This is a genomic window from Sphingobacterium sp. BIGb0165 (genome assembly GCF_024810095.1).
Taxonomy (GTDB): Bacteria; Bacteroidota; Bacteroidia; order Sphingobacteriales; family Sphingobacteriaceae; genus Sphingobacterium; species Sphingobacterium detergens.
Genome location: NZ_JANUEB010000011.1, coordinates 174,234 through 187,567, shown reverse-complemented (window position 1 = coordinate 187,567; position 13,334 = coordinate 174,234). Strand labels below are relative to the sequence as shown.

Below are 13,334 nucleotides of genomic sequence, written 5' to 3'. Positions count from 1 at the left end.
TTAGAAAGTATAGCGAACGCCACACTGTATCTGCGCCCTTGAGTTAAAATAATCTATGCTATAGGGTTGGCCCGGATCGCTGAATGTAAATACAGGCCAGTTATCCGCATTTTGCCTCGGTGGAAACAATGACGGCGTCAACCCTACACTACTCGTCGAATTAAACGTATTTGGCGAGAAGTATTGAACGCCCCATTTTCTATAAATCAGATTTGTCAAATTCATGACATCCACCGAAAAGGTGATAAATTGCTTTTTTGACTTTTGAACAAAAAAATCATGTGCAACACGTAGATCAGCCTGCAGATTCCATGGCGTACGTCCCATGTTTCGTTCTGTAAAATCACCTCTGCGGGAGCTCAGGTACGCGTTACCATCAATAAATTTATTAAAAGCGTCTGCCTGTTGTTGAGCGGACATTCCACCGGCAATATCCTTGAAATAATGTATTGCCTCTGTCTGTCTCGGAATGTAAACCAAACTGACCTGCTGTGGCAAGCCTTGGATACTATTGTTGACAATACCATAGGTAAATGGGCTACCTGATTGTGCACTAAAATATAAGGTAAAACTTGTCCGCCCAGCACTGTGCCATACTTGCTCATAATTTATACTTGAAACGATACGATGACGTATATCGAAATTACTGTAGGCCAATTTTGGATTGTTCGGAATCAATGATTGATTGAGCTGCCAGTTACTTTCCATAGAGTTACGGACACCATTGCTCAAATCCTTGGATTGACCATAGGTGTAACTCAAAGTCGCATTCAACTTTTCCTTGATGGTTTTCCCTATCGTACCGGTTAGGCTATACCGATAACCTTGATTGGTATTGCTCAATAAGTAAACATTTGAAAAACGATTATCTACAGTGCCGTTATAAACCGGTTGTTGCTTGTTGACATCGTAACCATACCACAACGGATTGTCTTTATTGTTCAATTGCTGAAACAATACATCTTTTATATTTTTTGTATAAATACCTTCCACTGTAAACTTCCAGCCTTCTGCCTGGTAATCTATGCCTAAACTTGACCGGAGAACTTGTGGAAGTACAAAATCATTATCAACTAAATCTACCTGTGTTTTCCCGGTACTTGGATCATGGATTATAGCACCATTTTGCGCAATAAAATCTCCAATTCCATTTGGACTAGGTTTAATGGGATCAGATCCTGGCGCGAAAGGTTTTTGATCAGCTTTTTGATCAAATGCGCCATAGCTATCGCCTGTATTGTAATAAGCATAGGCAAGCCAAGCAAACGGTATGCGTCCGGTAAATAACCCAGCTCCCCCTCTAATGATCAATTGTTTATTGTCCATCGCTTCCCAACGAAATCCAATTCGGGGAGAAAGTTGAATTTTATTTAAAAACTCATTTTTCAGGCGATTGGTAGGGGTATATGTATAACTGGTTCCGAAACCAGGATCAGCCCACATGTCTTTGACTTTATCGCTTAAGGTTGGCATATCTGGTAGGCTCGCTAAATCTGCTCTAAGTCCGGGGATAATTTGGAAATGATCATTCACACGGATCTCATCCTGGAGGTAGAGACTGTACATATTGACCGAAAAATCTGCAGCAGGGTGATCTAAGATATACGATCGACTATTGTCCGTATAATTATAGCTACCTCGTACACGATACGGTACATTGGTAACAAAATCCGCAATACTATTATAATCAACACGACCATTCCAACTGTTGACAAAGCCATACCGGATACGATAAAGTTCATTATGCGTTCCGATCAAAAACTTGTGTCTGCCTTTCGTCCAATTCAGATTAGCCGTAATCTCCCAAGTCCCTTGTCGCATATTAAAAATACTGGCTTCACGATCGGTCCCAAGATAGATCGTCGTACCCGGTGTACGTCCCTGAATCTGCACCTGAGGCAAAGAAGGATCACTCAACGGATCACGGCGGTCATTCACTTGCGTATATCCCACTACAACATTGGAGGAAAGATTGTTACTAAATCTGCTCTTTAATTCTGCAACAGTACTGGTTTGGTTATTCTCTTGTTCAAATGCCATTCCACTGAAACGAAAATCTTGTTGATCCCTGTCCATATGTGTCGCTTTGCTAAAGATGGTATTGTTACGAACCGCCAATTGGTGCTGTGCATTGATATTCCAGTCCAAACGATTAAAAAATTTTGTTGAACGTGACCAGTTGGTATAATTGTCAGCTGTTCCGATATTAAAAATATCTCCATAACGTGACTGAGCTGCTGTTTTTATTGCCTCTACATCGGCTTGATCCAGAATATGTGCCGTTTCAACCGTTCCCACACGTAGCTGTGTAGGGTCTTGACGTCGTGTGATCTCTTCGTTACTGAAAAAGAATAATTTATCCTTAATCAAAGGAAAACCAATTCGAAATCCCGTCTGATAATCATAGAAGTCCTTACTCATTTTCCCTAAAGTTCCCACACGATCCTTCCCTGTTAATGCAGCATTACGTCCGAAAGCATAAACCGAACCTTCGACCTTGTTTGTACCACTCCTTGTCACGGCATTGACCGATCCACCTGTAAAATTTCCAATTTTGACATCATAGGGAGCTAGATACACCTGCATATCCTGAATGGCATCGATAGAGATTGGATTGGTCCGTGTACTGCTTCCTGCCATTCCGGAAGTACCGGTCTGTCCTCCTAGAGAGGGGCTAAAACCTATTGCATCATTGTTGATGGCTCCGTCCACCGTCACGTTGTTATACCTGAAATTGGTTCCACCGAAGCTATTGTCCCGGCTACCCTGAGGTGTTAGCCTTGTCACATCTGTAATCGAACGATTGGCTGTCGGCATATTCCGTACCTGCTCACTGCTGATATGATTTCCTGTTCCAACCGTACCGACCCTAGCATCCCTTTTTCGGCCCGTTATAACCACCTCACCCAGTGTTTCGGTACGTTGTTCTAAGATAAAATCAACCTGCAAGGCCTCTCCCAGACGTACGAAGATATTTTCCCTGTGATCGGCCTGTAGCCCCACACTGCTTACATCTACTATATATGGTCCACCAATACGAATATTATTTAATGTAAAACGTCCATCTTTATCCGTGGACTGTACATAACGCGTCCCCGTAGGTGTATGTACAACAGTGACTGTTGCTTTCTCCACAGCGTTCCCGCCACTATTTTGTACCTTTCCTGTGATTGCACCTGAGGTTTCCTGTGCTGAAGAAACGAACCCCTGCAAAAGAAATAAAAAGAGGAAAATTAATTTAAGTGCTGACATTATTATACAGCTGATCTTGGTTGACCGTCCTATATAAATACTGCCATATTGATATTTATTCATTTCTGTTTTTCCTTAAATCGTGAGATAAAACTTTTTTATTATTGTGTAATCCGCAAGCATTGATCGACAATATGCAGTACCCCATCACCAGTTAATATATCCTGCTTTTGTAACAAGACATCACTGGTATTGCCCAGACCACGAAGTGCTATACCACTAAATGCCCCCGGAGAATTTGCATTAGGGATCAATCTAATCTGTACGTTATTCCCGTCCAGCATCGTTTGTTTAGATACATTTGTATTACCTGTACTTAAGATATAATCGTACACAAAGCGGCGGTCACGAACGATATGGTAATTGACCACTTGCTTCAATTCGGCTACCCCAATCTTTTCAATTTCTTGTATTGAAGTAAATCCCATCTGTGCCATTGCTGCATTCGTCGGTGCAAAGATGGTATAAGGCCCTTGATTGACTTTATCCGATAGCACAGCAGACCTTTTAATTGCCCTGGCAAATATGCTGATACTTGCATCCGCATTGATTGCATCCACAATCTTATCATGGACATAAGGCGTCATGACACGATCAAGCACTTGTATCAATCCATTTGAAGCTGGTAAATTTTGAGTCAATACACGGGCACCATTTAATGTAAGTACCGTATCAGCACCCTTGACCCAATGTGTCGCATAGACTTTACCTTTACGTGTCTTTAGTTCTTGATTAAATAGAAATGGAAGTTTATCCAATTCATATTTTCCGTCCAATATGTGATAATAGGCGATATTGGAAATTATTGCCGCACGCTCAGATAATATTTTGACGACACTAGGATAGCCAGCTTTGGAGAAAGCATCATCCGATGGTGCCAGCAATGTATAAGGTCCCTTTCCTGTCTTCAGCTCCTTATCCATGTTGCTTACACGCAATGCGGCATTAAATGCAGATAAATTAAAATTATCAGCAACAACAAAATTGACGCTGTTGTTGTCAAAGCTAACCGCATTATCATCCTTTTTACAGGCAAATACCAGGCTGCCTAGCAGTACAAGTATACAGTACGTGTAATAGCTAAATTGATATTGTTTCATTTCTTTATTTAAGTTTGAATCCCTTCGGAATTAACAAATTATCAAGTACATGGATAGGTCCATTAAGGGTATTGATATCCGATTCCACAATATTGACTGGTAGCTGCTCCGCATTTTTGATCTTCATCTGGTTCTGGTTCGAATTTCGAGAGAAAGCAAATGGCATCTTATAAGCATATTGAACCTGTCCCGAACCGCCGATGTTGATATAATAATCATTTAGCAGCACCGGATCCAGATCGTTGCTGTAGAATACGGTATTGTTAGATATGGCAAGACCGTAGGCCGGATCTTTTGTTCCAAACAACCGTCCCCAATTGCGATGATAGTTAAACAGGGTATCTGTTGGATATGCTCCTCGTGGTTCAAAATATAAATCATCAAACCTGACATCACCTCGCTTAGCATTGAATGCTAAAATTTCCTCCACACTGTTAAAACCCGCACGTTTAAATGCATCATCCGTAGGCGCAAATAATGTTGTCAGGGTCATATTGGCTATTTCTTCATGATTTGGTTCCATGTTTGCTTCCCAGTCATTTTTATAGGGATATCTGACACCAGGGTAATAACTCAAAAATTCTTCTTTTGTCATCCGATAGCCCATCAGTGGCTCAATATCATTTAACATCTTCTCAAAAAAAGCATCATCGGCCAAACGTTGTGATTCAATAAAAAAAGTAAATCTTCCATCAGCAATTAAAGCTTCCAGAGTTGTCATAGTAGGTTTTTGAACAAATTTCTCCATGAAATAAATACCGCCATTTGTTGCTGGCTCATAGCTTAATTTTCCTACAGACTTACCATTGACAAGCAGATTTCCGTCTTTTACTGCCAGATAATGTCTATAATAATATAAGTCATAACGTCTTCCCACAGGTTCCTCGTTATCATAAAATGGAACCCGGTATTTTGAATTTTTTAACATTGAGCGCACCATCAGGCTATATTGACCAAGTTTAGTCTGATCAAACTCACCCCAAAAGCAGTAAAACTGGATAAAGTCAGTAAGCTCTTCCTTTGTCATTTTTTGAATGGCCTCCGCAGTTATTCCTGCTTGCTTCAGTGCATTATCAGTTGGAACCAAAATGGTAACTTTCGTATGAATGCCCTCAGCTTTAATGAGTGTTAGTATGTTGCTTTTCTGCCATGCTGCTAAAAATACTTTTGCATCGCTACGTTTTGCCAACAATTGACTAAGATCCTGTGTTGCCTCATTTTGATAAGGCACCTGTTCTCCCATAAGATCAGGCATAAATTCGGTCTTACTACAAGAGGACATGACGAGTAAACTTATCGCCCAAATCAGTAAAATATATCGCGTGCCCCTGATTGATTTATTTTTCATTTTCTTCCTTTTTAATAGCCTGATCAGGGCTTACCAGCCCCTTATCTAAATCGTGTACCACACCGTTACTGCATAGATAATCCATCCTGGCAGCTACCGAATAGGTTATATCGGCCAGGATAATCGAATTAAACATATCGTTGCTCCTGAGCCTCATATTGTAACTCAATTTCCATGTTGGATAAGCTTCATCCGCAAAATATTCCATGTAATGAACTTTATCTTTTAAGTGGTATTTGTAAGAACCATTCGAATTAATAATGGTGAATACCTGTGAATCCGATATAAAAAAATGTTTATCATACATGATATAGGCACCAAAGAGCACCTCGCCTACATATTGTTCAGGATCAGCACCCTCCAAAAAACTCATCGTTACCCCTCGTTTTTCCAAAGCTTCATTTGTTGGCGCAAATACTGTAAATGGTCCTTTTTGAGCCAGTTGATCCCACAGGCCAAACTTCTTCAGCCCAGCGACAAACACTGCATATTCCTTCTTATCACTCAGCCAATCCTGAATATTTTTTTCGAACTGTGGCTTCATCAACTTATCGAGCACATGCAACACACCGTTAGATAAAACCACATCTTTACGGATTGCCTTTGCACCACTGAAAAACAACATGTTGGTCGGCGCAGTTGCGCCTGGTGTGAGCGAGCCTAAGGATGCATATAATTCCGATCCTTCACGTGTTGCATACCGAAAATCGACAGAGTTGCTCGGAATATCGCGTAAGTAAAGACGTCGGGGAAGAATATGGTAGGCAATGATTCGTCGCAGACTATCTTTATTCATCTTGTCAAAATCTGTCGGACGAAATATCCCTATTTCATTAAACGCAAGATCATTGGGTACAAGGACAGTAAATGGCCCTTCTCCATTGAGTTCTGCAGTCAATCCTGTCTTTTGGAGTGCAGCATTAAAGAGACGCATTTCATAATTATTATGAATAAAATCCGCTGCTGGCCGTATATTTTCATTCGGCACAGGCATAGTAAGATTGTCATGTTTACAACTTTGTAGGATAGAAATAAACAGGCATACAAAAAAGCAACCTAAGCACTTCATCTGAGACATCTTATATTTTATTTCGCAATTATTTGTTCGATTCATTTCAGCTTATGTTTAATAGATAGGCGGTGCATATTTTCGTTGTATCGTCGTTAAGTATACTCGTCCATTGACAACTTCAATCGTATTGACCGTCGCAAAAGTGTGCGGATTGTCTTTTCCTGAATGCACATTGACCAGTAGGTTTGGAAGCAACGTTCCATTCTCATTACTTGTTAATCTAACCTTTCCATTTAAAAGGCAGTTGAGTACCGCCCAATTGCTTCCTGTATTGCTGTCACTATCATAAAAGGGATTTGTCACGGGATTCATTCCAAGTGCAAAAAAATCAAATCGTTGCCATATATCAGTTCGGATACCGTTTGCTTTATTACTTGCCCATAGCGGAAAACTCACATAAGGACTTACAGCATTCGTGCTTGTATTGCGTTTGACCGTCGTCATAAATTTACCACGGTAGCCTTTTACTGTGGCGGCATAATGGCTCAACTCTTCCTGGCTTTCATAAAGTGACATAAACACATTCATTTCATCCTTGATCCCATACTTAAAACTTGCCAGTTTGTAATCATCATCTTTTAAATTGGCATCAGCCTCCCAAAAGCCTTTGGCACTCATGTTATAGAAGTTGACGTAGACCAATGAATCGGATAAGGGAAGTTTATAGAAGTTCTCCTGCCGCAATAAAATCCCGTGATCTTTTTTGACAAAATCTTTTTGCAGGAGATGCAGTGTGTAGACTTCTTTGCTTTGCAGATTGATTACCGTATCTATCAGTATGTCATTTTTTAAGCGTTCTTCCAATTCAAAGAATGGAACTGTATTTTTGGGGCGATAAGCGAATACAACACGAACCTCTCCAGATGGAATCTGTGCCCAGCTACTCAGATCAAATCCGTTTAAGATTGGGCCAACCAATACATTCTCTTTTCCCGGATATTCCGGATTACTTAGACTATTACTGTTACCGATATGTGAAGGATAGGGTGGCGCATAAGGATCCCGTTTGTCCAAAAAATCACCGACAATTTCTGCTCCGGTAAACTTTCCATCAGCTCCGGTCTTCGGATTGATAAGCATACAGAAATAAGGAACCTTGTCATCTTTGCTTCCCATGGTCTGTACATAGTTGATATTATTAAAAACCCGGAGGTAAGCGGGCTCAGCGATCTGTGTATAATCGATTTTGGTACAGCCCGTCAACAGGATGAGAAAAATGCCCAACACGCTTACACAATGTAGTATTCTTTGTCTTTTCATTATTTATTATGTTTGATAATGATCATTCTAGCTTTCTCTTTAGTAGATGCTCCAGCTCCGCTTTTTCCAATTAATGCTACGGTATAAATTCCCGGTTCGTGAGCAGGTAATGCTCTTTTGATTTTTGTATAAAGCGATTTATCTGCGATAAAGTCAGTTGATTTCAGTACATCGATATCTTCAGCCCACACACCGGGTACCACATCGGGCTTAGATCGGTAGGCCATAATCTCATATGCTTTCATCATCGCGTTCATATTTGTGTAAGGCATATTCAGCGAAGGAATACCAGGTTGAAGATTCGCATTCGAACTATTTCCAATAGGCTGTCCATTTGGAAGCGTAAACGTGATATAGGGGTTCCCGATAGATAGATTTAAGAAACGATTGAAAAAGAAAAACTTAAAAGCGAGTCTACTATAAGTACCATCATCTTCTGCCGGTAATGGAAGTGTACCACTAAGATCATTGGCAATCAGCAACAGTTGAGCTTTTCCATTTTGATCGGGATGGAGCCAAACTGTATAGTTTTGGTTGCTCCGTAAATCCTGATTTAAGGAAGCAAGTACATTTCCTGAATTGTCAATTGCCTCAATCGTATACTGTTTTTGGGTAAAAACACCATAAGTACTCACTTTTCCAAAATCAAGCCCCGATGCGAGTGTTTTCCCATCGATCCTAAACCCGATGGGCTGATCTTTGTAGGCATTGACTCCCTGTATCCGAAGATAACTTTGGTTTACTGGTGCTGCAATATCTGTAATAATTTGAAACGAATTTTGATAGATATTCACTGTTTCGTCCAATTCATTGGAGATGTAATTAAATTTCTGTGGAGCAACTACAATCGTATACACTCCACCGGGTTGAAAATTCTGAATTGGTGCATAGACCAGGTTAGTTGACTTAGCATGATTTTCAGGAATAGTAGAAGTCGGTAAATCAATAAGACCATACTCATATCGTTCCGTCCCTAATGCCGGAAGTGGTCTCCCATCCTGAAGCAATACCTTGAATTGATAAGTCCCATAAGGTAATTCGATATATTCTGAGGCCTTCTGAGCAACAGATATTGTATTCGTCTTTGGGCTGACCAAAGCACCATCGGCATAAGCCAATGATATCGCTCCAACCAAATTCTCCTGAGGCCCCGTCAATCCGCTGGGGGGATTTTTAATTGCTCCAGCTAGATTTACAATCCTAATCTTGAAATGATCGGGTTTACTTGGGCTAGTAGCGCTCCGCTCTAAGGAGACAACATCAGGTTGACCATTCATGAACATCGTCGGCAGCAAAAAATAGTCTTTGGGCATCTCATAACTATTATTCACATTGACTTTGAGGTCATGATTTAAGCCAAAACCAGCATAATAACGAGCGGAAAAGCTCAATTCGGCTTCTTCCTTCTGGTTGAAAAGCTCTTGTGGAATGGGCCATATTTTCCCTAAGCGTCCATCCGTTGGGAAATACGATGTGCCTGGGTATTTATGATTACCCGGAAGCAACGGATGTAATACCACAAAATTAGTCAGGCTATCACCATTAGCGATAAGCTGATTGTAGTCGAATAAGTTAACAATTCTCGAATTCGAATTTGACCTATTTTCAGTCACAGGGCGGTTGTCGATAATAACGTCCAACTTTTCTTTTTTACAAGCGACAAAAGAAAACGAACATAAAACTGTTATTCCTAAAAACCACCAGCATCTATTTTTAAACACGTTGATTTTCATTAGATTAAAATAAGTTATAGGTAAAACCGATCATAATTTCTGCACCACGTTTGTAGCTCCGGTTGATGTATTCATTTCCGTACCATTTCCCTCCTGTTTGTGGATTTGCATAAACTGTTTTTATTGCAGGATTAATGATATTTTTGGCATAGCCTTTAAATAAGATTCGTCTATTAAGCTTTTGTGAGAATACAAAATCAAGATAAGGTACGGGTTGTGTATACAGATCCGGTTCTCCTGTCAAGTTGATCTGTACCAGACGTTCTCCGACCATGTTGAAGGTCAAGGTCAAATCTGTTCCCGATTTGTCATTATCATAATTTAGCCAAGCATTGATGGAATAAGGTGCTTGCTCGAATAATGGACTATTTTTAGGCGTGTACCGATCAACGGAGCGATTTGCTTCATAACGTTCAGCAGATTTTTTTATCTCACTTTGTGCCAACAAGAGGTTGGTACCGAGAAACAGATTTTTCAAAGGATCATATAAAGTTCCTAGATTCTTCACAACTTCGAACTCCAATCCCCACACTTTACCGATATTACCATCATTTTGAAATTGAATTGTTGGAAATTCAGGATAAGTTGCAGCCAGACCCTCCGTTTTTAAATTAAAAACTTTGACCAATTGATTCTCGATACGTTTTCCAAAAGCAGAAATAGCGATAACCTCTCCCTTTTCGGGAAACCATTCCCAACGAAAATCCGCATTTTGTGTATATTGATTCTTCAGATTAGGATTACCGACGACCAATCCCATTTGAAAGGCATCAAATTCAAAGACATTCGTAATCTCTCTCAACTCTGGTCTCGCCAAGGTTGTATTGAAAGCTCCACGAAAATTCATATTATCGTTGAGCGTATAAGTAGCGTTGACTGAATAAAAAGGTTTGTAACCAGTTTTGTATACAGAATTTGGATTGATTGGATCCAGAGGAATGCGTGTCCCATCTGGAGATGCTGCGGTAAGTGCTGGGTCTAAAAATACATTGGCTGTATCTACAGCAGATCCAATATTGGTCATCTCAAATCGCACACCGCCCGCTAGACGAAGCCGTTCCGCAATTTTAAGATCCAACATACCATAAAGTGCATTGGTCTCAAAATAACCTTTGTAGTTGTTCGGTGATTTTTGGCTATTATATAAGAAACCTCCAATTGGCATCATTCCTTCCCCCTGTCCTGTCTTTGGTAGCACAACACCAACGATTTCATTGCTGACCAAGCGGTCCAGGTTTCCTTGAACATCATACAATGGAATGGATTTATTGCCTGTAAAATTTGATCCCGGTAAAAACAATTGGTTTTCCATAAATTTGCGATCTCTGAACAAATAATTGAAACCTGTCTTTAGCAATTGTTTCTCTCCAAAAAGCTTAAAAGGAAAATTTAAATCTGCTTTTGAATTAAAATTGTCTTCATTTAAATTTCGCCATCTCCGACCATTGGGCTCTGCCTGAATAATGCCATAATTTCCAAATCCGTTGACATAACCCGATGTAAGTGCATAAAGGTGTTCAGAATAGACATAATCATCAGATCCAGCTTGATCTCCGATAATGGGCCGTCTATACCATCCTCCACCTCTAGGTGTATAATCAACAAGGCTCACAAATCTAAAATCTGGATCATTTTGCGTGGATTTTGAAGTTGCCACGTTATAACTCAATCGTGGAGAGAATCCATCTTTCAAAAATTTATGCTCTCCCTGTAGATTAAAGGTATTGAGATTCCGAAAAGTCTGTTTTAAAGAATGGATTGTACTTCTCACTTCTCCGGGTAATCCGGAATATTCATAACGTCCATTCAAATTGGTGGCTATGGACTCACCGCCCCAGCTACCCAAATATTGCATACTGATTTCATGCTGTGTACTGAAACGATAAGTAACACCGACAAGCGTACCATAATTGAGTGTTTCCGTTCCCGTATTCTCTTTATAGGTCTGATATTTCCCCATAAACAAACTATTGGGTGTGATATAATTGGGAATATTTCGAAAACTAAATATATCTGGATTGCCTGTCACGACACCTTGGTAGATGCTATATTGTGTCAACTCACCTTGATAAGTATCAGAAATCCTTCGGTAATAATTTCCGCCGACAACAAGTCCCAATTTGTGTTTGCCAAAGACGTCGTAGCTATTTCCAAACGTGGCTGAATATAACTGATTCATAGGTGCCCGGCGATATCGTGTAGTCATTACCGGATCAAAGCTTTTCATAATACCATTGATGCGGTTCACTTCCTGATATCCGGAAGGACTATAGTTGCTGTTGGAAATCCTGTCTTGAATGGAGCTCAGTCCATTGGGATATTGCTTCGCTAGATCCAGGAAATCAGAAGATAGATCCTTTTTGTTAATTCGGGTGCCGAATATTCCCATTTCACTGTTCCAAAAACTATTGTAATTACCACCTAGACCAATATTCGAATTGAGACCAGTCTGGGCGATAAGTTCGAATGTCATTTTATCCGGTACAGATTTCGTTTTCAGTTCCACAATACCCGAAGCAGCATCCGCTGGTTTATCTGGAGTAACTGTTTTATATACCGTAATATTGTCCAGAAGAGAAGCCGGAACGAGATCCAGCGGGATAGCACTACGATCAGGATCGGAAGATGCCAATCGTACACCATTCAATTGCCCGATCACAGATCTATCTCCTAATCCCCTTACTGCAATATACTTATCATCCGTTACGGTCACCCCGGTGACACGTTGTAAAGCTTGCGTAGTGGTGATACTTGCTGTACGTTCGATCAATTCGGCAGAAATCGCGTCTTGCACAATAGATGAGCGCTTCCGTTCCTCCAGTACTGCAGTTTCGGTATTAGCTTTGCGCCTCGCCTGAACAGTGACCTCTTCCAGAGCTGTTGCAAGTGGTGCTAAACCGATAACAAGGTTTGCCTGTCCTTCTTTGACTTCCAGCTCTCTTGTTTGATAGCCTAAATATGAAACAACCAATGTTGCGGGACTTTTAGCGACCATCAAAGAGAAATTACCATTGACATCAGAATTTGTCCCGCCCGATGTTCCCTTAACCCGGATGGAAACACTTGCCAAAGCCCGCTTTGTCTCCTGGTCTATTATCCGTCCAGAAAGCAGTTGCTGTTGTGATCCATAAGCTGGTTTTTCCTGGACCAAAGGCGACGCCGTCACGACAACCAATTTATTTTTCACGACATAACCAAATGGTTGTCCTGCAAAACAGATATCTAACGCATCCTCAACAGTTGCATTTTTGAGACTGATATTAACGGGTTTTGCACGATTAAATAAGCCGTTATCATAAAAAAAATCATAGCCGCTCTGCTGCCTTATTTCTTTTAAAATAGTTGGGATATTGCTATTTTGCCTGTTGAGTGTAATCCGTTGACCATAAGTAAACGCACTGACTTTCACCAACAAACAAGTTAAAAATACCATGGTGATTTTCATAACACGCATGCATTGATAAAAACTCATATATTTGTTGTAGTTAATATTATTTGATGATTATTGAATCGCAACGTTATCGATAAGCTTAACACATTGACCAAGGGTGTTACCAGCACCTTTGGTT

Annotated in this window: 7 protein-coding genes; all 7 read right to left on the bottom strand. The window is 40.4% G+C overall.

Translation table 11 applies throughout. The annotated features are described in order from the left end of the window. The 7 genes from M2408_RS23800 to M2408_RS23770 all read right to left on the bottom strand — a co-directional run bounded on the left by M2408_RS23800 (position 1) and on the right by M2408_RS23770 (position 13,237). Entirely contained in the window at positions 1-3,252 is a 3,252-nt protein-coding gene (locus M2408_RS23800; RefSeq protein WP_259187079.1) for a carboxypeptidase regulatory-like domain-containing protein, read from the bottom strand. Between the two features lie 101 nt (positions 3,253-3,353). Next, entirely contained in the window at positions 3,354-4,352 is a 999-nt protein-coding gene (locus M2408_RS23795; protein ID WP_259187078.1) for a fasciclin domain-containing protein, read from the bottom strand. A 4-nt stretch (positions 4,353-4,356) separates the two neighbouring features. Beyond that, the gene (locus M2408_RS23790; RefSeq protein ID WP_259187077.1) at positions 4,357-5,700 is read right to left on the bottom strand and encodes a fasciclin domain-containing protein; all 1,344 of its coding nucleotides are present in this window, start codon (positions 5,698-5,700) and stop codon (positions 4,357-4,359) included. Next, positions 5,690-6,694 (bottom strand): fasciclin domain-containing protein, encoded by a 1,005-nt coding sequence (locus M2408_RS23785; RefSeq protein ID WP_259187076.1) that lies wholly within the window; start codon positions 6,692-6,694, stop codon positions 5,690-5,692. Before M2408_RS23785 ends, M2408_RS23790 begins: the two co-directional genes overlap by 11 nt. A 132-nt stretch (positions 6,695-6,826) precedes the next feature. Beyond that, complete coding sequence (locus M2408_RS23780) at positions 6,827-8,032, bottom strand: hypothetical protein (protein WP_259187075.1); 1,206 nt, start codon at positions 8,030-8,032, stop codon at positions 6,827-6,829. Then, positions 8,032-9,672 carry a DUF4397 domain-containing protein gene (locus tag M2408_RS23775; RefSeq protein ID WP_259187074.1) on the bottom strand — a complete coding sequence of 547 codons (1,641 nt, stop codon included), beginning with the start codon at positions 9,670-9,672 and terminating at the stop codon, positions 8,032-8,034. Before M2408_RS23775 ends, M2408_RS23780 begins: the two co-directional genes overlap by 1 nt. Before the next feature lie 97 nt (positions 9,673-9,769). Further along, positions 9,770-13,237, bottom strand: a complete 3,468-nt coding sequence (locus M2408_RS23770; protein ID WP_259187073.1) for a TonB-dependent receptor domain-containing protein — start codon at positions 13,235-13,237, stop codon at positions 9,770-9,772. Between the last annotated feature and the right edge of the window lie 97 nt (positions 13,238-13,334).

Coding starts and splice junctions, on each gene's coding strand:
- M2408_RS23800 (WP_259187079.1), bottom strand. CDS start 3,252: ATGTCAGCACTTAAATTAATTTTCCTCTTTTTATTTCTTTTGCAGGGG.
- M2408_RS23795 (WP_259187078.1), bottom strand. CDS start 4,352: ATGAAACAATATCAATTTAGCTATTACACGTACTGTATACTTGTACTG.
- M2408_RS23780 (WP_259187075.1), bottom strand. CDS start 8,032: ATGAAAAGACAAAGAATACTACATTGTGTAAGCGTGTTGGGCATTTTT.
- M2408_RS23785 (WP_259187076.1), bottom strand. CDS start 6,694: ATGCCTGTGCCGAATGAAAATATACGGCCAGCAGCGGATTTTATTCAT.
- M2408_RS23770 (WP_259187073.1), bottom strand. CDS start 13,237: ATGAGTTTTTATCAATGCATGCGTGTTATGAAAATCACCATGGTATTT.
- M2408_RS23790 (WP_259187077.1), bottom strand. CDS start 5,700: ATGAAAAATAAATCAATCAGGGGCACGCGATATATTTTACTGATTTGG.